Below are 21,616 nucleotides of genomic sequence, written 5' to 3'. Positions count from 1 at the left end.
AGTTAATAATTTTATGAATAGATTAGAGAATGCAATTCAGTTAGTTGAAGATGGTAAAGTTGAAGAAGGGCTCAAAGCTTTAAAGAAGCTAAGAGAATACTCCAATGATGATGAAAAATACACCATTGCAGAAAGTTACTATAAATGGGGCTTTGTCGAAGAAGCCAAAGAAATCGTTGAGGAATTAATCGCAAGATACCCTGATGAAGGTGAGCTTTTTGTATTTTTAGCAGAAATTATGATTGATCTAGATATGGAAGAGGAATCAATTGAAATTCTCGAGCAAATTTCAGAAGATGACCCAGTCTATTTGGAATCCCTTGTTTTGCAAGCTGACCTGTTTCAGATGCAGGGTTTACACGAAGTGAGTGAGCAAAAGCTTCTGTTAGCTAAGGAAAAATCAGGGGATGAGCCAATCATTGATTTTGCTTTAGCAGAATTGTATTCAACTCACGGCGAATACAGCAAAAGTATTCCTTATTATGTGAAGGTTTTACAGGATAATGACGAAGTTGCAGGTGTAAATGTTAACGCCAGAATCGCGGAAAGCTATAGTACAACAGGTAAATTTGAAGAGGCTCTTCCGTATTATGAAGAAGCAATCAAAAAACAAGAAGATAGTAATACGTTGTTTGGATTCGGCGTTACTGCTTTTCAGGCAAAATACTATAAAAAGGCAATTGAGATTCTTTCTAGACTAAAAGAGCTAGACCCGGACTATGGTTCACTTTATTTATACCTTGCTAAAGCTTATGAGGAAGAAGGAAGCTTCACTGAAAGCCTTCAAATCCTCTTAGAGGGTCTTGAAGTGGAGTCATTAAATAAAGAACTCACATATTATGCAGGAAGAATATCTATGCTGCTTGGAGATAAAGAAAACACTGAGAAGTACCTTCGCGCTGCAGTTGGAATTGATCCAGGGTATCTGGAAGCAACTTTACAACTTTCAAAGTTTCTATTGCGCGAAGAAAGATTCGAGGATGTTGTGGAATGCCTCGATAATGTCATGAGCTATGGCGAATATGATGAACAATTTGAGTGGGACCTTGGGTTTGCAAAAAATAAACTAGAACAATATTCGGATGCATTAAACCATTACCGTCATGCATATACTTCTTTTAAAGAAACTCCAGAGTTTTTAGAAGAGTTTGGATATTTCCTGTTGGAGGACGGTAAACGGGAAGAGGCAATCGAAGTATTTAGGGAACTTCTTAAGCATGACCCAATGAAGTACGAGATTGAAGAATTAATATCCGAACTTGAATAAGCTTAAAGTTCTGTTGTTTTTAACATCCTTTTGAAGGATATTTTGATGTCAATGTTGAAGTATAACATTAAAATTACTCCATACTAGCAGAGGAGGGAAGCATGCGATGACTACCCCTGTATCTGTCAACGAGAAAAAAGACTTCATTCGCTGGTTTCTGAATAATTATCAGCTAAAGAGAAGAGAGTGTGTTTGGATTTTAAACTACTTGATGAGCCATGACCAACTCATGAAAAATGTCCACTTTGTCGAGCAAGCCCAATACTGCCCTCGAGGAATCATTATGTCGACTCATTGTGTTGATGATGTACCCTTCCGTTTTTATAAGGAAAATGTCATGACCACTGATGCTGAAAAGTCATTTCATGATATTCGACTAAATAGGGAAGAAGAAATTTATATTCAACTAAATTTCAGATCCTCCTTCCATTCTCCGAATTATGTGGCTGTACTTGAAGAGAATCCATATATGCCAAAACATCTTCAAGTGAACGAACAGGATAAAGAGCTGGCGAAAAAGTTTCTTGAGGAATCCATTCATATGTTTCAAAAAGAACATCTGTTGAAGAGGATTGATGAGGCGCTTGACAAACAGGATGAGACAGCGTTTAAAAGGCTAACTGAACAACTTAAACAATTATAGAGGGTTGTATGAACATTGGGGCTGACAAAGTGTGTCAGTCTTTTTTATTTGTCCAGAATATGGTATGGTAGTTTAGGAGTTTACCATTACAACATAACGCAATTGAGAAAGGAAGCATACATAATGAAATGGGTAACCAAGGATATGGATGTGTACATTCAAGCAAAGGAATATGTTGATACAGCTGTCATTCCACTCATTCCTGTTTCGCTTGAAGGAAACTTAAAAAACACTGTTTCGATGGGGGAGTTTATTACCATTCTTTCAAATGAAGTGGAACGTCAATTTAAAGGAAGAATTATCTTATTTCCTGCGTTCACGTATTCAAATGGTGAAGAACTTGAAATGGCGAAAGTTCGATTAAATCAGTGGACAAGCGATTTAAGTAGTGGTGGTATGAAGCATACGATATTTATCACGTCTGATAGCAGCTGGAAACAGGTAGAATCGGATATAAATGGATCTCTAATTTGGCTTCCTACTTTACCGCTTGAATATGTTGAAGAAAAATATAAACAAACGATGCTTCAAGATCAAATGAAACAACTTGTCACATTATTTACAAACATCTGGCAAAGATAATTCATCATTATTTAGCAATAATATTGAAAAATTCCTTACTTTTCCTAAGAAAGTCACATAGTTGCCATTGTTTCGGTAAATCCTATTATTGACCTGTACCAAATATTGATATATCATGAGAATGTCCTAGTTTTAAATGTGTACAATTATGTCCGGAGTGGACTTAGCTTAGCATAGAGGGGGGAAAAAAATGAGCGAGAATAAACAACGGGTTTCAAGACGTCAATTTCTAAACTATACTCTAACAGGTGTAGGTGGATTCATGGCAGCTGGGATGTTAATGCCAATGGTTCGCTTTGCAGTTGACCCATTACTTCAGCAGGATGCTGAACAAGACATGGTACAAGTGGTAAGTGTTGATAAGATTTCAAATGAACCTCAAAAATTTGATTTTAAAATAAATCAAGTTGATGGATGGTATGAATCAGAGGTTCCAAATTCAGCATGGGTTTATAAAAAAGATAACGGCGACATCATTGCATTGTCACCGGTATGTAAGCACCTAGGCTGTGCAGTTTCTTGGGGTGAAGATCCAGCTAACCCAGATCGTTTCTTCTGTCCTTGTCATTATGGTTTATATGAAAAGGATGGTATGAACGTTCCAGGTACACCACCAATGGGCCCATTAGATGTATTTGAAAGTGAAGTAAAAGATGGTTATTTATATTTAGGAAAAGCAAAACCACATCCTGGAGGAGGCAAGTAATCAATGTTAAATAAGATTTTTGATTGGGTTGACGAACGACTTGATATTACTCCTCTCTGGGCAGATATTGCAGACCATGAAGTTCCTGAGCATGTTAACCCAGCGCATCATTTTAGTGCGTTTGTTTATTGCTTTGGAGGATTAACATTCTTTATCGTCGTCATCCAAGTACTATCTGGTATGTTTTTAACAATGTATTATGTACCAGATATCATTAATGCATGGAATTCTGTTTATTACTTACAAAATGAAGTAGCATTTGGACAGATCGTTCGCGGAATGCATCACTGGGGAGCTAGTTTGGTTATCGTCATGATGTTCCTACATACCCTACGTGTTTTTTTCCAAGGTGCTTATAAAAAACCTCGTGAGCTTAACTGGATAGTGGGAGTTTTAATTTTCTTTGTCATGTTAGCGCTCGGTTTAACAGGTTACCTATTACCTTGGGATATGAAAGCGTTATTCGCAACAAAAGTTACAATCCAAATTGTTGAATCAGTTCCACTCATTGGGCCTTACTTAAAGACTCTAATTGCGGGACACCCTGAAATTGTTGGGGCACAGACTTTGACACGTTTCTTTGCTATTCATGTATTCTTCTTACCAGCAGCATTATTTGGATTACTAGCTGCTCACTTTATCATGATTCGTCGTCAAGGTATTTCTGGTCCATTGTAGGATGGAATTACCTTCATTTTATGAAGTGTAAAGTGTGCACTACACACATTGGTTTGAAATGGACTAATAATTTTCGAGCTTGCTCGATTGAATAATGAAAAATATGTACAAACTCTTTTGAATGAAAAATTCTCTAAAAAGGAGGGGGACTGATTATGCATCGCGGAAAAGGAATGAAATTTGTTGGGGACTCACGTGTTCCTGTAAGTAATAAAAAGCATATTCCTAAGGATTACTCCGAGTATCCAGGGAAAACAGAAGCATTCTGGCCAAACTTCCTCTTAAAAGAATGGTTAGTTGGTTCTGTTTTCTTAGTAGCCTTTTTATGCTTAACAGCAGCACACCCATCACCATTGGAAAAAATCGCTGATCCAACTGCGGCAGGATATATTCCATTACCAGACTGGTATTTCTTATTCATGTATCAATTAATTAAGTACACGTATGCATCAGGTGATTATAACATAATAGGTGTACTTGTTATTCCGGGACTTGCGTTTGGAGCACTTTTACTAGCACCATTCTTAGATCGTGGTCCTGAGCGTAGACCATCTAAACGCCCAATTGCTACAGGTATGATGCTTTTAGCATTTGCCGCAACTGCTTACTTAACATGGGAATCAGCTTCTCAAGTAGACTGGGAAGCAAGAGCAGAATCTGCGAAAATTGTAGAAGAGGCTGAGGTAGATAAGGAATCTGAAGGATACTTACTTTACCAAGACAAAGGTTGTATCGGATGTCATGGTGGTAACCTTGAAGGGGGACCAGCTGGAAAGGCGTTAGTAGATAACGGACTATCAGCTGAAGAAATCGCAGACATTGCGAAAAATGGTCAAGGTGCAATGCCTCCAGGTATGTTCGAAGGAACTGATGAAGAATTACAGAAGCTAGCTGAATTTATTTCAGGTGTAACTTCTAAATAATGAAACAAAAAGCTGACTTATACGGTCAGCTTTTTTTATTAGAAATACAACCTTTTTTAACTTGACAAAGAGACTATTTTTAAGAGAATCTTGAGGTAAGAAAAAAGGAAAGTTGGTACATAAATGAAGTGGATTTCATATTTAATGGGGCAACGCTGGGTGCTTTGGATTCTATTACTCATTAACATACCTGGTACGATATATGGTTATATTTGGTATGAAAGTCAATTAAACACTACACCTCCAAAATTTTTAATTTTTGTTCCAGACAGCCCGACGGCAAGTTTGTTTTTTTGTTTTGTTTTAATCGCGTTTTTACTGAGAAAAAACTGGCCGCTTATTGAAGCATTGGCCATTATTACCCTATTTAAATACGGGATCTGGGCAGTAGTTATGAATATTCTTACTTATTTTGTGGACGGCCTAAATATATATGGGTATATGCTTATTTTTTCTCATCTAGGAATGGCAATTCAAGGGCTATTATATGCTCCTTATTATCGAATAAAGCCGATTCATTTAGTAATTGCAGCTATATGGACCCTACATAATGATGTAATTGATTACGTTTTCTTTATGATGCCAAGGTATAGTGTGTTGGATCAATATATCCCTCAGATCGGGTACTTTACATTTTGGTTAAGTATGGTGTCAATTTTAATTACCTATCTTCTTTGTATAAAAAAAGATCGATATAAATTAGAGTTAATCTAATCAAATACACCTTGGTGTATTTGACGTCCGACTTTTAGGCCCACAGGAAGTGGGTCATAAAGACGTTGCCACATGAAGTGGCGCTTTTAGTCTTTAATCTTACTGGTCGAAAAATTTCCTTTGAAAAATCGTGACATCCGCCGGAGGCTTTTTACTTTATTCAACAGAAGTTCGTAACTTATTCTGTTGAATAAAGTAAAATTAGTGGTCTACTCTTGTCCAATCTATCATACATTTTATTAGATGTTTGAGGAGGGACAAGTATGAAAATTTCTAGAATTATATGTATTATTTGCTTTATAGTTATGATTCATCCTATATCCATAAACGCCACCTCCAACGAAGAAAATTGGGAAAAGCTCGATCAAATCTCTGATCAGGCACTGCAAATGGTGAAGCAAGAAAGATACAAGGATGCCAAGCAATTATTAACACATTTTTCAAATGAATTTTTACGAATGAATCAGCGAGAACAATCATTTTCAATGGATGACCTTCGAATTATTACAATGACCCATAATTCAGCATTTGAAGCTGTAAATTCGACTTCAATCAGTTTTGAAGATAGGATAAATCGTGTTACACAATTCCGTTTAGTGATTGATGCGATGAGATCCGAACATCAGCCGATGTGGACTGAAATGGAAGATTCCATTATGACGACATTTGGACATATGAAGGAAACTGTAGAAGAAGGAGATACTGAAAGCTTTAATCATCAACTGACAGTCTTTCTATCAAAATATGATATGATCCACCCGAGTATAACGGTTGATATTACGCCAGAGGATGTTCAAAAAATTGATTCACATATCGCATTTTTAGATACGTACCGAAATGAAGACCTTAAGTCAACTACAAGAATCCAGCAACTTGAACAAATGGAAATGGATCTGAAGAACTTATTTGAACGCATGAAAGAGGATGAAGCCGATCCATCACTTATTTGGGTGATGATATCAACGGGTGGTGCCATTATTCTCACATTAATTTATGTCGGATGGAGAAAATATAAAGGTGATAAACAAAAGCGACAAAAACAAAGAGATTATGATAATCGATAACAGTGGGACATAACCCACTGTTTGTTTTTTAACGATTATATTTTGTAAGCAAGTCAATTGACTTTAGGTCCTACTCAAATTAAAATTAAACTATACTATAAGTATGGAGGAAAAAAAATGATTTTTGTTTATTTTGCTTTAATCATTATCATTCCAATTTATGCGCAAATTAAAGTTAAGAGCGCATATAAGAAGTATTCACAAATTCCCTCTTCATCTGGTATGACAGGTGCAGACGTAGCGAGAAGAATACTCGATCAAAATGGACTATATGATGTGAGAATTGAAGAAACACCTGGTATGCTATCAGACCATTATGACCCAAGATCAAAAGTTGTTCGACTATCTACAAACAATTACTACGGGAATTCAATTGCGGGTGCGGCAGTTGCAGCCCATGAGGTTGGACACGCGATTCAAGATCAACAAAATTACGCTTTCCTTCGCTTCCGCCATGCACTAGTACCGGTAGCGAACATTGGCTCAAACTTTTCATGGATTTTAATTATTGCAGGTATGATTTTCACAATACCAAGCTTAATGCTATACGGAATCATCTTTATGGCAGCAGCAGTATTATTCCAGCTTGTAACACTACCAGTTGAATTCAATGCTTCGTCAAGAGCAATGAATGAAATCGTATCAGCAGGCGTTATTCGGAATGATGAAGAGCGTGAAACTAAAAAGGTTCTGAATGCAGCGGCATTAACATACGTTGCAGCAGCTGCAGTAGCGGTACTAGAACTATTGAGATTGATCTTAATGTACACAGGAATGACTCGTTCAGAAGAATAATATAAGCCGAAAGCCAGTTATCAAAGTGATAACTGGCTTTTTTATTCATCGCTCTATTGGCTTTTTATTCTCATCTAGCGTAAAACCTTCACCGAGTACATCATGAACGTCACTAACCGAAACAAAAGCGTGGGGATCAACAGATATAATGACCTGTTTTAAGCGACCAACCTCACTTCTACCCACAACACAATATAAGATATTTTTCTCTTGTTTCGTATACGACCCCATTCCCTTCAAAATCGTAACACCACGTTCCATCTCATTTAAGATCTTTTCAGCTATTTTATCGTTCTGCTCTGAAATAATCATCGCACCTCTAGCCGCATACGCACCTTCCTGCATAAAATCAATCACTCTTGCCCCAATAAACACAGCTAGTAACGTATACATTGCCTCTCGAGGAGATAGATAGAAAATAAGCGAAATCGTGATAACAACAGCATCAAACAAAAACATTGTCCGTCCCATTGGCCAACCTACGTATTTGCGAACTAGCCTTGCAATGATATCTACCCCGCCAGTGGTTCCTCCATAGCGGAATATAATACCGAGTCCAACCCCAATAAAAACACCCGCAAATAGAGCTGCAAGCATTAAATCCCCATGAAGTGGGATATCAAACTGATAGCGTTGAAATAACCATAAAAATATTGAAACACTAATAGTACCGATCATTGTATAGTAAAATGCAACACGGCCTAGAAGCTTCCACCCGAGTATAAACAGCGGGATATTTAATATTAGATTCGTATAAGATGGATCGAATTCAAATAGAAAATAGAGCAAAAGAGTGATTCCGGTAAATCCACCTTCCGCAAGATTATTTTGCATATTGAAATGTACAATTCCAAACGAAAAGATGGCAGAGCCTAATAATATAAAAAAGATACTTTTGATCGATAACTTCAAAATGATTTACCCCCGAGATAGTAATATTTTGCCACTTTATTATAAAGTATGGGTAAATATCTGACAAATCATGTTATATAAAAGAAAAGTTTGTCAAAACTCTATATTTTAAGCTAACATAAGAAGAGAAACTTCATGAGGTGATAGAGATGGCAGATAAAACAATGAAACAGCTACAAGAAGAAGTAGATGCGTACATAAGCCAATTTAAAGAAGGATATTTCAGCCCTCTTGCATTACTAGCAAGATTGACAGAAGAATTAGGTGAACTTGCTAGAGAAGTTAATCACTATTACGGTGAAAAACCAAAAAAAGATACAGAAACTGAAAAAAGCATGGCAGAAGAAACGGGCGACATGCTATTTGTTTTGATTTGTCTTGCAAATTCCTTGAACATTGACCTTGAAGACGCACATAATACTGTTATGAACAAATTTAATTCAAGAGATAAAGATAGATGGACTCGAATTGACACTAACGAATAAGGGAGATATAAGAATGGAAACAATTAAAATCGTAATTGCTGGACCTAGAGGCAGAATGGGAAAAGAAGCGGTAGCGCTTGTACAGGACACAGAGAATTTTTCTCTAGTTGGGGTAATCGACCATAAGAACAACGGAATGTCTTTAAGTGAGATTGATGGATTCTCAAATGTTAACGTACCTATCTTTACTGATATTAAAGAAGCGTTTAAAGAAACAAATCCCGATGTTTTGATTGATCTAACGACACCTGAAACGGGTAAATATCACACAGAGATTGCTATTGAACATGGAGTACGACCAGTCGTTGGCACTACAGGATTCACAAAAGATGAATTAGAAAGATTGTCAGTGCTAGCAGAGGAACGTAAAGTGGGTGCAATTATTGCTCCAAATTTTGCAGTTGGCGCGGTTTTAATGATGAAATTTTCACAAATGGCAGCCAAGTATTTTCAGGATGTGGAAATTATCGAGCTACACCATGACCAAAAACTCGATGCTCCTTCTGGTACAGCTGCTAAAACGGCAGAACTTTTAACAACTGTTAGGGAATCAAAGAAACAAGGACACCCTGATGAAAAGGAAACCATTCAAGGTGCTCGAGGTGCTGAGTATGATGGAATTCGTATACATAGTGTCCGCTTACCAGGACTTGTCGCACATCAAGAAGTACTGTTCGGTGGAAATGGACAAATGCTTTCCATTCGCCATGATTCTTTCAACCGAGCTTCTTTCATGTCGGGTGTTAAATTATCGGTTGACACTGTAATGAACCTTGATGTACTAGTTTATGGATTGGAAAATATTATCGAATAAGGGGATACATAACTATGAAAATTGCATTAATTGCTCATGATAAAAAGAAAACAGATCTTGTTCAATTTTCTACAGCTTATAAATCCATTTTAGAGGATCATGAATTGTTTGCTACAGGTACAACAGGTTCACGAGTTTCTGAAGCTACTGGGTTAAAAATCCACAGATTCCAATCCGGCCCATTAGGTGGCGATCAGGAGATTGGTGCCATGATTGCAAATAATCAAATGGATATGGTGATCTTTTTTAGAGACCCACTTACTGCACAGCCACATGAGCCAGATGTAACAGCACTTATAAGATTATGCGATGTATATGCTGTACCATTAGCAACAAACATGGGAACGGCAGAGGTGCTTATTCATGGCCTTGAACAAGGATTTTTCTCATGGCGTGAAATAATCCGTGATAGACAAGAAGGAAATAAATTGTAAGTTATTAAATACACATACATGTATTTGACGAAGAAGTGGGAGATTCGTAATGAAACTTAAAATTGGGATTACCTGTTACCCATCTGTTGGAGGTTCAGGTATTGTAGCAACAGAGTTAGGGAAGCTACTTGCAGAAAAAGGACATGAAATTCATTTTATTTCCTCAAGTCTTCCATTTCGTCTCAACAAAATTTATTCAAATATTTATTTTCATGAGGTGGAGGTAAATCAATATTCTGTTTTTAAATATCCACCCTATGACCTTGCATTAGCTAGTAAAATGGCAGAAGTCACAAAGAGGGAAAATCTAGACCTTCTTCATGTGCACTATGCGATCCCACATGCTGCATGTGCATTTTTAGCAAAGCAAATGGTGGGCGGTGATGTGAAGATTGTAACCACCCTCCACGGAACAGATATTACAGTTCTCGGGTATGATCCATCTTTAACAGAACTTATTCGTTTTGGAATTGAACAATCTGATGCGGTGACGGCTGTTTCACAATCACTTGTTGACCAAACGTATGAGTTAATCGAACCCCAAAAAGAGATTAAGACAATTTATAATTTTGTAGATGAGAAAATCTATTACAAGCGAGATGTAAATGATCTGCGAAGTCAATATGGGATTGAAAAGGATGATCGAGTGATCATCCACGTTTCCAACTTCCGTAAGGTAAAACGTGTACTCGATGTTATCCGCGCATTTGACCTCGTTCAAAATGAAGTTAAATCAAAGCTGTTACTGGTTGGTGATGGGCCGGAGTTAACAACTGCCTGTAAATTAATTAATGAATTAGGACTAGATGATAAAGTCCTTCTTTTAGGAAAGCAGGAGAACCTTGCTGAACTGTATTCGATCAGTGACTTAAAGCTACTATTATCTGAAAAAGAAAGCTTTGGACTCGTTCTCATTGAAGCTATGGCATGTGGGGTTCCGACTATCGGTACAAATGTTGGTGGAATTCCGGAGGTCATTGAGGATGGTGTAGATGGCTATATTTGTGAACTCGGTGATATTAAAGATATTGCAAAAAAGGCAATCAACCTGCTATCCGATTTTGAGTTACATAAAAAGATGTCAAATCAGGCAATTAAATCTGTTCAACAGAAATTTAATTCTGAACGAATTGTCAATAACTATGAGGATTTATATTATTCAATACTTTCGAAAAAACGTTGATAGGGGCTCACGAAGATGGATGAATCTTTTGTAAAAGCAAAAGCAATTCTTACAACATTACATAATAATGGCTACGAAGCTTATTTTGTTGGTGGTTCTGTTCGTGATTATCTCCTTCATCGTCCAATTGGTGATATCGATATTGCTACCTCGGCATTACCGAAGCAAATAATCGATTTATTTCCTAAAACGATTGATGTCGGAGCCGTTCATGGTACCGTGATCGTTTCACATGAGGGTGAACAATTTGAGGTCACAACCTTTAGAACGGAAGAAGGTTATGAGGATTACCGTCGACCATCACATGTGGAGTTTGTTACTTCCCTACATGAAGATTTAAAAAGAAGAGACTTTACGATGAACGCGATTGCGATGACGATTAATGGAGATATTATCGATCCTTTTGATGGAAGGAAAGCGATTGAAAAGAAAATTATCCAAACAGTCGGTAATCCAACTGAACGTTTTCGTGAAGATGCGCTAAGGATGATGAGGGCTGTTCGATTTTTAAGTCAATTGTCCTTTTTGCTTTGTGAAAAAACTCAATCTGCTATCATGGAAAATGCATATTTATTAAAAAAGATCTCAGTTGAACGGATTACAATCGAATTTGAAAAGTTACTATCGGGGCCGAGTTGTCAGGCTGCTTTTCCAATCTTAATTGATACAAAATTATTTAAGTACATACCAGGATTAGAAAATGAAATAAAAGGGTTGGAAAACTTCCCTACATACAAATGGAATCAATTGCAAGACAGAGCTGAATACTGGACACTTGTTTGTTATTTGTTGTCTAAAGAGGATTTCAATTCTTTTTTAAGGCAATGGAAACTCCCAAATAAAGTTATAGAACAAGTTGTAAAAAATGTAGCTTGTATACAAAATGTCTTTCAAAGTGGTTGGAACAATCGGCTGTTATATGATAGTGGAGCTAATTGTGTCCAACAAGTTGAGAGAATTTTAAGTGTGCTGGGGTGTGAACAAGAAATATCACCCTATAAAGCATATGAAAAATTGCCCATTAAGCATCGATCAGACTTAGATATTATGGGTGAGGATTTATTAAATTGGTTCGATCAAAAACCAGGAAAATGGGTATCAGATCTCTTTTATAAAGTTGAAGATGGAATACTTGAAAACGAAGTGGAAAATAACAAGGGAAAAATAAAGGAGTGGCTTCTATCGTGCAATCAGAAATAAGAAAAAGATTGTTAGAGGTCTTCTCTAATGCTAACGGAAAATTTATTTCTGGTCAAAAAATTAGTGAGCAACTAGGGTGCTCACGTACTGCCGTTTGGAAGCATATTGAAGATTTGCGAAACGAAGGGTATGAGTTAGAGGCAGTTAGAAAACTTGGTTATCGAATCATCACGAAGCCAGATAAAATTAGCGGCAACGAAATTCAATTGGGTCTTGAAACCGAATTTCTAGGAAGAAATATTCATTTTGAAGAATCACTCACCTCAACCCAAAAAATAGCACACCGTCTATCGTATGATGGTGTTGCTGAGGGTACACTTGTAGTGGCCGAAGAACAAACAACAGGTCGTGGAAGACTAGACAGGGCCTGGTATTCACCCAAGCATACAGGAATCTGGATGAGCATGATATTAAGACCACAAATTCCACCTTCACAAGCTCCGCAATTAACGCTTTTGGCGGCAGTAGGTGTAGTCCAAGCGATTCAAGAAGTGACAGGGTTAGAGCCTGATATAAAATGGCCAAATGACATTTTAATCAATCAAAAAAAGATTGTTGGTATTCTAACAGAACTTCAGGCAGAAACTGACCGGATTAATTCAGTTATTATTGGAATTGGCATTAATGTAAATCAAGAATTGGACCATTTCCCTGAAAGCTTACATTCAATTGCAAGCTCACTTGCAATTGAAAAAGGAGAAAAAATTGATCGCGCGAAGCTTGTTCAGGTAATCTTATTAAAAATCGAAAAACTGTATAAGGAATATTTACAACATGGCTTCAAGGTTGTGAAGTTATTATGGGAAAGCTATGCAACAAGTATTGGCAAGAGAATCGTAGCAAGAACACTTTCAGGGGCGATTGAAGGTAAAGCAATCGGTATCAATGACGAAGGTGTATTACTTCTTGAGGATGCAGCTGGGGTATTGCACCATATCTATTCAGCAGATATTGAGGTTCCTGAAAAATAAAATGTAGAAATAATATTGAATATTTTATATAATTCAAAGTAATGGGTGGTATCCTTTTTGGAACTACACCAGTCACTTACGTTTTACCATTGTCATTTACAATTATATTCTGCCTTGATCCATTGGACTGGGACAGAGGGATGAAATTTACCGAACACATTAATGTTTAATCCTTCTTTCTCTTTTTAGAAAGAAGGATTTTTTACTGAATTTACAAAAAACGCCACGAATCGGTTTTTCATCTCCTCTTTAAGGACTCGAGGACAGCCTTAAGCAAGGCGAGCTTTAAAAGCCAAAAGGAGGAAAAATGATGAAACAAACAACAGAATTTTTAAAAATGAAGCAGAAGAAAGAGCCAATTGTAATGCTAACAGCTTATGACTATCCATCTGCAAAGCTTGCAGAAGAAGCAGGGGTCGATATGATCCTTGTTGGTGATTCATTGGGTATGGTTGTATTAGGCTATGATTCTACTATTCCAGTAACAGTAGATGATATGATTCATCATACGAAGGCCGTAAAACGTGGTGCAAAGGATACGTATATTGTAACGGATATGCCATTCATGTCGTATCATGTCTCTCGATCAGATGCCTTGAAAAATGCCGCTCGAATTATTCAAGAATCGGGTGCAAATGCAGTTAAAATAGAAGGATCAAATGATGTTATTTATACGATTTCGGCTTTAACTGAAGCTGGAATTCCTGTAGTTGCGCACTTAGGGTTAACCCCACAGGCAGTTGGTGTATTAGGTGGTTATAAGGTACAAGGAAAAGATGCAGAAAGTGCTAGACAGCTCATTGAGGATGCAAAAAAAGTAGAAAAAGCAGGTGCAATCGCTTTAGTATTAGAATGCGTTCCGAAACAATTAGGAGAAGAAGTCACAAATAGTATTTCAATTCCGACTATTGGAATTGGGGCTGGAAACGGTACAGATGGGCAAGTTCTTGTTTTCCATGATGTGGTTTCTTATGGAGTCGATCGTGTTCCGAAATTCGTGAAACAATATGCTTCTGTAAATGAACCGATTAAACAAGGAATCCAAGCTTACATTACTGAGGTTAAAGCTAAGTCATTCCCTGATGAAAAACATTCGTACACAATGAAAGAAGAAGAGCTTGCAAGCCTTTATGGGGGAAAATGAACATGAAAGTTATAACATCGATTAAGGAAATGCAGCAACATATCAAGACTTTAAAGCTAGAAGGAAAAACGGTTGGGTTTGTACCAACAATGGGGTATCTTCATGAAGGTCATTTAACATTAATGAATAAGGCAAGAAGCGAAAATGATGTAATAGCTGTAAGTATATTTGTAAACCCGCTTCAATTTGCTCCAAATGAAGATTTTGATTCATATCCACGTGATTTTGAAAGAGATAGCAAACTCGCAGAAAACAATGGTGTTGATATTCTATTTCACCCAAGAACCGAAGACATGTACCCGACCAAGATGTCACTGACTGCAAATGTTCAATCAAGAATAGATGTGTTATGTGGTAGACAACGAAATGGACATTTTGACGGAGTGGCTACAGTATTAATCAAATTATTTAATATTGTACAACCAGACCGAGCGTACTTTGGGTTAAAGGATGCTCAACAGGTAGCTGTGGTGGATGGTTTAATTACTGATTTTAATTTCCCAATTACGCTTGTTCCGGTCGAAATTGTCCGAGAAGAGGATGGGCTAGCAAAAAGCTCTCGTAATGTTAATTTAACTGCCAAAGAGAGAGCAGAAGCTCCAAAATTATATGAAGGCCTTCAAATAGCTAAAACGGCCATAGAGGATGGACAACGAAATCCAAGAGTAATTGAAGAACTAATCATGAACCATCTTACAAAACATACATCTGGTGAAATCGATTATGTAGAAATATACAGTTACCCTGCGCTTGACGAGCTTTCTGAGCTAACTGGTAAAATCATTATTGCGATCGCTGTTAAGTTTACAAAAGTTAGACTTATTGATAATATAACTTTTGATGTGAAAGAAATCTTTTGATTCAAGGGGGAGCATCATGTTCCGTACAATGATGAACGCAAAAATACACAGAGCACGTGTCACAGAAGCAAACTTAAACTATGTAGGTAGTATTACTATTGACGAAGATATATTAGACGCAGTCGGAATGGTTGCTAATGAAAAAGTTCAAATTGTTAATAATAACAATGGGGCTCGACTTGAAACATATATTATCCCTGGTGAAAGAGGAAGCAGTGTTTTTTGTTTAAATGGAGCTGCTGCTCGTCTTGTACAAGAGGGAGATGTTATTATTGTGATTTCATATGCGATTGTACCTGAAGAAAAACTGGCAGAACATAAGCCTAGGGTAGCAATCATGAACGAAGACAATCAAATTAAAGAGTTACTTTATCAGGAACCAGCTGCAACTGTTTTATAAGAAAAACTTGATAAAAACAACGCCCCCGCATTGGGGGCGTTTGTGTTAGGAGGTGGCACCAAATGAATAAGCGCTTTGTCGTTGTAGACTTGGAAACAACAGGGAATTCTCCAAAGAAGGGTGATAAGATTATTCAGTTTGCAGCTGTAGTTATTGAAGATGGAGAGATCATTGAAAGATTTGCAACTTTTGTAAACCCGAAACAAGACATTCCTGTTTTTATCGAACAATTTACAGGGATTTCAAATGAAGTCGTTGCAAATGCTCCTGATTTTTCAATTGTGGCACCCGAAATTATTTCGATGTTTAAGGATTCCTATTTTGTTGCTCATAATGTTCCTTTTGACTATTCCTTTTTACAGGAGGAGCTAGCCAAGTGCGGTTTTACGAACTTTCAATGTCTTACTATTGATACGGTTGAACTTTCAAGAGTGATGCTTCCATTGGCAGATAGCTATAAACTTGGACAGCTTGCTGAATCTCTTTCATTAACCCATGAAAATCCACATCAAGCTGATAGTGATGCTGAAGTAACTGCAGAAATCCTCCTGAAAATAGTACGTAAAATAGAGCAACTGCCTTTAGTAACGATTCAAAAGCTTTATACCCTTTCAAATTATTTTAAAAGCGATATCCGTGAAATTTTGCGAGAAATTATAGATGATAAATCCATTCATGCACAACGTGAATCGAAATTTGATATCTATCGAGGACTTGCACTGCGTAAAAAGAAGAAGCGTAAAGGTAAACCAAACCCAAAAAGTAATACATATACTGAGGTTTTTCACTCGGTGATACATGATTATCCTTTTCGACAGGGTCAATTAGAAATGGTGCAAACAATTCACCATGCGCTTGAAACAAACCAACATGCAATCATCGAAGCGGGTACAGGTATTGGGAAATCATTAGCTTACTTGCTTCCAGCAATCTATATCTCGAAAAAGAAGGGACGTTGTATGATCAGTACAAATACCCTTCAACTTCAGCAACAATTAGTAGAGCGGGATATCGCGAAATTGCGAGAAATCCTTCCGTTTGATTTCGACGTTGCTCTTTTGAAAGGAAGAGGGAATTATCTCTCTTTAAGAAGGTTTGAACAGATTCTTTATGAGAACAGTGAAAACTATGATGAGGTCTTAGCGAAGGCTCAAATACTAGTATGGTTAACTGAGACAGAGACAGGAGACATTGACGAAATTAACCTACCTTCAGGCGGCAAGCTTTTATGGGATCGTGTGAAAAGCACATATGAAAATCCTGGATTTGAAGATACGATTTGGGAGTCAAGAAGTTTCTATAAAAGAGCAAGGGAAGCTGCAGAAAAAGCGGATATATTGATTACAAATCATGCTTTACTATTACAGGATCTGAGCCGTGATTTTGAGATTCTCCCTTCTTATGACTATTTAATTATGGATGAAGCACATCATTTTGAAGCTCTGGCGAAGCGGCAGGTAGGATTACATATTCATTACTTAATGATTCACTCTGTACTAACGAGGATTGGTCTACTCGAAACAAATGATTTACTTAGGAAATCATCAAAAGTAATGGAGCGGATTGGATACAATTCAGATTCATTTGTACGTGTGAACCAACTCTTAAAGGACATGAGGGCATCTGTTAATGAATTTTTCCGGATGATACGGAGTCATGCATTATCAAAACAATCATATGATAACCAAACCAATCGGATTCAATATGTAGTAGATCCAATAAATGAAACAGGTGATCATTGGCAAGAAGCGATTGAACAACTGACAAAGCTCAGTATTTCAAAAAAAGAGCTTACTACAATGGTTCAATATCAGAACGAGTTTATTATACAAAATAAATCATTGCTAACACCTTTGCAATTTGGCCTATTTAATGATTATGTATTAAGTTTCAATTTGTTATTTGAAAAATGTGCTATCATCGAGAGTTTTTATAGTGTGTTGGAAAATCAAATGGTTTGGATTGAAATCGATCCAAAAGGGCCTGTAAATTCAGCAACATTATTTGTGGAGCCTACAGATGTTTCTGATTATTTAGCTGATCACTTTTTTACTTTTAAGAAAAGTGTGATTATGACTTCTGCAACATTAACGATAGATGATTCATTTTTTTATATGGTTAAGAAACTGGGCTTGTCAGATTTTCAACCAATTACATTGTCAATACCATCACCATTTGATTATGAACGTCAAGCAGCAATGATGGTACCGTCAAATGTTCCACTAATCAATTCTGTATCACAGGATGAATTTGTTGATTCGATTTCTGTTCATATTGCTGAAATTGCCAAAAAAACGAATGGACGTATGCTTGTTCTTTTCACTTCTTATGAAATGTTGCAGAAAACATATATGAATTTAAAAAGTATGCAGCAACTTGAAGAATTTGTGTTAATTGCTCAGAGTATAAGTGGGGGTAGTCGGGCAAAATTAACAAAGAATTTTCAAGCGTTTGATAAGTCAATTCTTTTAGGTACGAGCAGCTTTTGGGAGGGGGTAGATATCCCAGGCGAAGATTTAACCGCACTTGTTATCGTCAGGTTGCCGTTTACTCCTCCAAACGATCCAATTTTCGCTGTACGTTCAAATGAAATTGAAAGAAAGGGCGGAGATTCCTTTAGGGACCTTTCTTTACCTGAAGCGATTCTTCGATTTAAACAAGGCATTGGTAGGTTAATACGGTCAGAAAAAGATAAAGGGGTAATCTTTATTTTAGATCGTCGAATTGTAACAACATGGTATGGAAAGAAGTTCATTTCATCTATTCCACAGATGAAATTTATTCAAAAACCTCTTAATGAGTTATTAGAACATGTTGAAAAATGGCTATAGATTTTCTTATTCTGGAGGCTGATTTGTGAAGCATTTAAATCTGATCTTATTACTTTTTTTAACATTACTTAATTCAGACTGGACAAGTGAAAATGTGCGGACTAATATAGAGAAAATAAATGTTAAATTATCCGAGGATGAGATTGCGATTACATTTTTGGACCTATCAAATGGTGAAGCAAGTTTGATCCATTTACCAAATGGGGAGTTTTACCTAGTGAATACCGGTGGGAACGGAACGCAAAAGGAGCTAAAGGAGTACCTTGAAGTCTATGAAGTGAAACAATTAAAAGGCATTATTATTACAAAACAAGATACATTATATACTTCAAATAGAGACTGGCTATTACAGCAATTCTCAGATGTACAAATCATTCAAGGGGCACATAATAAACAGGAATATCCCCATATCAAAATCGTTAAGTGGGAAAATCAAAAGACCTATCAATTAAGCTCTTTATTAGCTGCAGAAGTCATTCATGAAGAACATGATAATGAAAAGTCTCTAGGCATGGATGTATTATTGAGATTTGGTAACCATCAGATTCTTTTTATGACCAGTGCTAATTCAAAGTTAGAGCATCAAATGCTTTCAAATAAAGAGCTGCCCATAACAAATATTCTAAAGGTCGCAGAATTTGGGAATGAAAAGGGTTCAGGAGAAAAATTTGTGAATCATGTAAATCCCCAAATGGCGATTATATTCCATAAAAAAGGATCACTTCCTAGTTCAGACGTGTTAGAAAGACTAAATAGTAGTTGGATTGACATTTACTATACAAAACAGTTTGGCAGTGTCACCATCAAATGTTCACTGACCGATTATGAAGTCTTTCCAATATCGTTAAAAAGTGACCAACCAAAGGGTGACTAAGAATAAAAAAGACCTGTCAAAAGACAGGTAAAGGCATGGGATTAGGAGTTAATTTTTTAGGCTATTTTTTCAGTTTGGATTTAACCCGAACTGAAAAAATTATATTGTGAATGGTAATACACCTGTTATAATGATGTAAGGCAACTTAGTGTAGACAACTTCAACTGTAATGTTGTAGTACTTCTATTGTTGCCGTTAGTGAGATATCGTATGAGTAGTAAAATTTGTGATGAATGAAGGGAGAGCTCTTGCTTGGAAAGTAAGATAGAAGTTCTATCGACTGTTAAGATTCAAAATACTCCTGATTTATATAAAATTGTTGATGTGTTAAATCGAAGTTTAAAGCATGAAGATCTTATGTTTGGATTGGCACTCGATAAAGATGATGAAAATAAAGCAGTTTTTACAATTTATCGTACGTAAAGAAGTTGATTAAAATGAAAAAATGGATTATTTGGATACTCGTCCTTCTCCTTATTATAATAATTTGGACAGGAATCAGCATTTATCAGTCGGCATTAGAGCCGTTTAATATTGCTCAATCAAAAGGAAATGAAATTGCGCTCGAGAAGACAGCAATTGAAACAATTGAAGAAAGTTATACATATTTTGGAACGAAAGCGTATCAAGTCGTTATTGGTAAAAGTGATAAAGGTGAAAAAATGATGGCTTGGATTCCAGAAAAAAATGGTGAAATAGTAACGCGCTTTGAACGTGATGGAATCACAGAAAAAGAAGCAATTGCTATACTAAAAAGGGAACGGGATCCACAAGAAATTCGTTCCGTCAAACTTGGGATCGAAGATAATATCCCAATTTGGGAAATTATTTATATAGGTAGCGATAATCGATTAACCTACCATAAATTATATTTTGAAACTGGCAAATACCGCAATTCAATCAAACCATAATACGTGGGGGGAAAACCATGAAATTAGCAAACAGAGTAGCAGCATTAACACCTTCATCTACACTTGCCATTACCGCAAAAGCAAAAGAATTGAAGGCAGCGGGGCATGATGTGATAGGACTTGGTGCAGGTGAACCGGATTTTAATACACCTGATCATATAATCGAGGCTGCAATAAAAGCAATGAAAGAGGGGCATACAAAATACACACCTTCTGCCGGATTACCTTCTTTAAAACAAGCGATTTGTAATAAGCTTCTAAAAGACCAACAATTAGAATATAAGCCAAATGAAGTGATTGTTGGAACGGGTGCAAAGTTTGTATTATATGCTTTATTCCAAGTGCTCTTAAATAAAGATGATGAAGTTATTATTCCAACTCCTTACTGGGTTAGCTATCCTGAGCAAGTAAAGCTTGCAGAAGGTGTTCCAGTGTATGTTGAAGGAAAAGAAGAAAATAATTTTAAAGTTACAGTAGAACAGCTGGAAGCAGCCATTACAAATAAAACAGTTGCTTTAGTATTAAATTCACCAAGTAACCCAACTGGTATGCTTTATTCAGAAGAAGAATTAAAAGCAATTGGTGAATTATGTGTGAAGCATAATATTTTGATTGTTTCTGATGAAATATATGAAAAACTTGTGTATTTTGGTGCTACTCACTATTCAATAGCTCAGGTAAGTGAAGAAGTGAAAGCAAAAACCGTGCTTATCAATGGACTTTCAAAATCACATTCAATGACAGGTTGGAGAATTGGTTATGCGGCGGGTCCTGTTGATATCATTAAAAGTATGACAGACCTCTCAAGCCATAGCGTATCTAATCCAACATCAATTGCACAATATGCATCAATTGCTGCTTATGAAGGGCCACAAGAACCTGTTGAAACAATGAGACAGGCGTTTGAACAAAGGTTAGATGTTATTTATGATAAATTAGTAAGCATTCCTGGTATTTCATGCAAAAAGCCACAGGGCGCATTTTATCTTTTCCCAAACGCTAAAAAATGTGCGGAATTGACAGGATATGATAATGTAGATGATTTTGCTAAGGCTCTATTAGAAGAAGCACTTGTTGCTGTTGTACCTGGATCAGGATTTGGTGCACCAAACAACATTCGTTTATCTTATGCTACATCGTTAGTACAGCTTGAAGAGGCGATTGATCGTATTCGTAAATTTGTTGAGGAAAAAATGTAATTAAGGGATTTATATGGGGATGGTTC

24 protein-coding genes are annotated in these 21,616 nt (G+C 36.7%); 23 read left to right on the top strand and 1 reads right to left on the bottom strand.

The genetic code is table 11. The annotated features are described in order from the left end of the window. The first annotated feature begins 13 nt into the window (after positions 1–13). From CKJ95_RS01660 to CKJ95_RS01620, 9 genes are all read left to right on the top strand, one after another. Positions 14–1,267 (top strand): tetratricopeptide repeat protein, encoded by a 1,254-nt coding sequence (locus CKJ95_RS01660; protein WP_099351680.1) that lies wholly within the window; start codon positions 14–16, stop codon positions 1,265–1,267. Between the two features lie 106 nt (positions 1,268–1,373). After that, positions 1,374–1,910 carry a ReoY family proteolytic degradation factor gene (locus CKJ95_RS01655; RefSeq protein WP_099351679.1) on the top strand — a complete coding sequence of 179 codons (537 nt, stop codon included), beginning with the start codon at positions 1,374–1,376 and terminating at the stop codon, positions 1,908–1,910. A gap of 123 nt (positions 1,911–2,033) precedes the next feature. Beyond that, positions 2,034–2,492, top strand: a complete 459-nt coding sequence (locus tag CKJ95_RS01650; RefSeq protein ID WP_099351678.1) for a YpiF family protein — start codon at positions 2,034–2,036, stop codon at positions 2,490–2,492. Positions 2,493–2,682: 190 nt separating this feature from the next. After that, positions 2,683–3,198 carry a QcrA and Rieske domain-containing protein gene (locus CKJ95_RS01645; RefSeq protein ID WP_099351677.1) on the top strand — a complete coding sequence of 172 codons (516 nt, stop codon included), beginning with the start codon at positions 2,683–2,685 and terminating at the stop codon, positions 3,196–3,198. Positions 3,199–3,201: 3 nt separating this feature from the next. Next, positions 3,202–3,876 (top strand): menaquinol-cytochrome c reductase cytochrome b subunit, encoded by a 675-nt coding sequence (gene qcrB / locus CKJ95_RS01640; RefSeq protein ID WP_099351676.1) that lies wholly within the window; start codon positions 3,202–3,204, stop codon positions 3,874–3,876. A 155-nt stretch (positions 3,877–4,031) separates the two neighbouring features. After that, positions 4,032–4,799, top strand: coding sequence for a menaquinol-cytochrome c reductase cytochrome b/c subunit (locus CKJ95_RS01635; RefSeq protein ID WP_099351675.1), 768 nt, complete (start codon positions 4,032–4,034; stop codon positions 4,797–4,799). A gap of 123 nt (positions 4,800–4,922) precedes the next feature. Then, positions 4,923–5,513, top strand: a complete 591-nt coding sequence (locus CKJ95_RS01630) for a DUF1405 domain-containing protein (RefSeq protein WP_099351674.1) — start codon at positions 4,923–4,925, stop codon at positions 5,511–5,513. A 263-nt stretch (positions 5,514–5,776) separates the two neighbouring features. Continuing rightward, the gene (ypjB, locus tag CKJ95_RS01625; protein WP_099351673.1) at positions 5,777–6,577 is read left to right on the top strand and encodes a sporulation protein YpjB; all 801 of its coding nucleotides are present in this window, start codon (positions 5,777–5,779) and stop codon (positions 6,575–6,577) included. Positions 6,578–6,694: 117 nt separating this feature from the next. Next, a complete protein-coding gene (locus tag CKJ95_RS01620; RefSeq protein WP_099351672.1) occupies positions 6,695–7,372 on the top strand; it encodes a zinc metallopeptidase in 678 nt (225 codons plus the stop codon). Positions 7,373–7,417: 45 nt separating this feature from the next. Here CKJ95_RS01620 and CKJ95_RS01615 read toward each other — a convergent pair whose 3' ends face one another. Beyond that, positions 7,418–8,284, bottom strand: a complete 867-nt coding sequence (locus CKJ95_RS01615; RefSeq protein WP_099351671.1) for a YitT family protein — start codon at positions 8,282–8,284, stop codon at positions 7,418–7,420. 149 nt (positions 8,285–8,433) lie between these two features. Between CKJ95_RS01615 and CKJ95_RS01610 the strand changes: the two genes are divergently transcribed. The 14 genes from CKJ95_RS01610 (at position 8,434) to CKJ95_RS01545 (ending at position 21,590) form a co-directional block, all read left to right on the top strand. Beyond that, the gene (locus tag CKJ95_RS01610) at positions 8,434–8,769 is read left to right on the top strand and encodes a nucleotide pyrophosphohydrolase (protein ID WP_099351670.1); all 336 of its coding nucleotides are present in this window, start codon (positions 8,434–8,436) and stop codon (positions 8,767–8,769) included. Between the two features lie 13 nt (positions 8,770–8,782). Beyond that, positions 8,783–9,583, top strand: coding sequence for a 4-hydroxy-tetrahydrodipicolinate reductase (gene dapB, locus CKJ95_RS01605; protein ID WP_099351669.1), 801 nt, complete (start codon positions 8,783–8,785; stop codon positions 9,581–9,583). 14 nt (positions 9,584–9,597) lie between these two features. Beyond that, positions 9,598–10,017 carry a methylglyoxal synthase gene (gene mgsA / locus CKJ95_RS01600; protein WP_099351668.1) on the top strand — a complete coding sequence of 140 codons (420 nt, stop codon included), beginning with the start codon at positions 9,598–9,600 and terminating at the stop codon, positions 10,015–10,017. 49 nt (positions 10,018–10,066) lie between these two features. Next, a complete protein-coding gene (gene bshA / locus CKJ95_RS01595) occupies positions 10,067–11,200 on the top strand; it encodes an N-acetyl-alpha-D-glucosaminyl L-malate synthase BshA (protein WP_099351667.1) in 1,134 nt (377 codons plus the stop codon). Between the two features lie 15 nt (positions 11,201–11,215). Beyond that, positions 11,216–12,400 (top strand): CCA tRNA nucleotidyltransferase, encoded by a 1,185-nt coding sequence (locus CKJ95_RS01590; protein ID WP_099351666.1) that lies wholly within the window; start codon positions 11,216–11,218, stop codon positions 12,398–12,400. Then, positions 12,385–13,371, top strand: a complete 987-nt coding sequence (locus CKJ95_RS01585; protein ID WP_373604819.1) for a biotin--[acetyl-CoA-carboxylase] ligase — start codon at positions 12,385–12,387, stop codon at positions 13,369–13,371. Before CKJ95_RS01590 ends, CKJ95_RS01585 begins: the two co-directional genes overlap by 16 nt. Before the next feature lie 310 nt (positions 13,372–13,681). Beyond that, positions 13,682–14,515 carry a 3-methyl-2-oxobutanoate hydroxymethyltransferase gene (panB, locus tag CKJ95_RS01580; RefSeq protein ID WP_099351664.1) on the top strand — a complete coding sequence of 278 codons (834 nt, stop codon included), beginning with the start codon at positions 13,682–13,684 and terminating at the stop codon, positions 14,513–14,515. A gap of 2 nt (positions 14,516–14,517) precedes the next feature. After that, complete coding sequence (panC, locus tag CKJ95_RS01575) at positions 14,518–15,375, top strand: pantoate--beta-alanine ligase (protein ID WP_099351663.1); 858 nt, start codon at positions 14,518–14,520, stop codon at positions 15,373–15,375. 16 nt (positions 15,376–15,391) lie between these two features. Next, positions 15,392–15,775, top strand: a complete 384-nt coding sequence (gene panD / locus CKJ95_RS01570; RefSeq protein ID WP_099351662.1) for an aspartate 1-decarboxylase — start codon at positions 15,392–15,394, stop codon at positions 15,773–15,775. Between the two features lie 62 nt (positions 15,776–15,837). Continuing rightward, complete coding sequence (gene dinG / locus CKJ95_RS01565; RefSeq protein ID WP_099351661.1) at positions 15,838–18,606, top strand: ATP-dependent DNA helicase DinG; 2,769 nt, start codon at positions 15,838–15,840, stop codon at positions 18,604–18,606. Positions 18,607–18,631: 25 nt separating this feature from the next. Then, positions 18,632–19,480: a ComEC/Rec2 family competence protein gene (locus tag CKJ95_RS01560; RefSeq protein WP_099351660.1), complete on the top strand. Its 849-nt coding sequence runs from the start codon at positions 18,632–18,634 to the stop codon at positions 19,478–19,480. Positions 19,481–19,732: 252 nt separating this feature from the next. Further along, positions 19,733–19,903 carry a YpmA family protein gene (locus tag CKJ95_RS01555; protein WP_099351659.1) on the top strand — a complete coding sequence of 57 codons (171 nt, stop codon included), beginning with the start codon at positions 19,733–19,735 and terminating at the stop codon, positions 19,901–19,903. A 14-nt stretch (positions 19,904–19,917) separates the two neighbouring features. Continuing rightward, complete coding sequence (locus CKJ95_RS01550; protein WP_099351658.1) at positions 19,918–20,391, top strand: cell wall elongation regulator TseB-like domain-containing protein; 474 nt, start codon at positions 19,918–19,920, stop codon at positions 20,389–20,391. A gap of 17 nt (positions 20,392–20,408) precedes the next feature. Beyond that, positions 20,409–21,590, top strand: a complete 1,182-nt coding sequence (locus tag CKJ95_RS01545) for a pyridoxal phosphate-dependent aminotransferase (RefSeq protein WP_099351657.1) — start codon at positions 20,409–20,411, stop codon at positions 21,588–21,590. Positions 21,591–21,616 lie beyond the last annotated feature (26 nt).

It is taken from the genome of Fredinandcohnia onubensis (genome assembly GCF_002734285.1).
GTDB classification, from domain to species: Bacteria; Bacillota; Bacilli; order Bacillales; family Bacillaceae_L; genus Ferdinandcohnia; species Ferdinandcohnia onubensis_A.
This window is presented reverse-complemented; position numbering and strand designations above follow the sequence as displayed.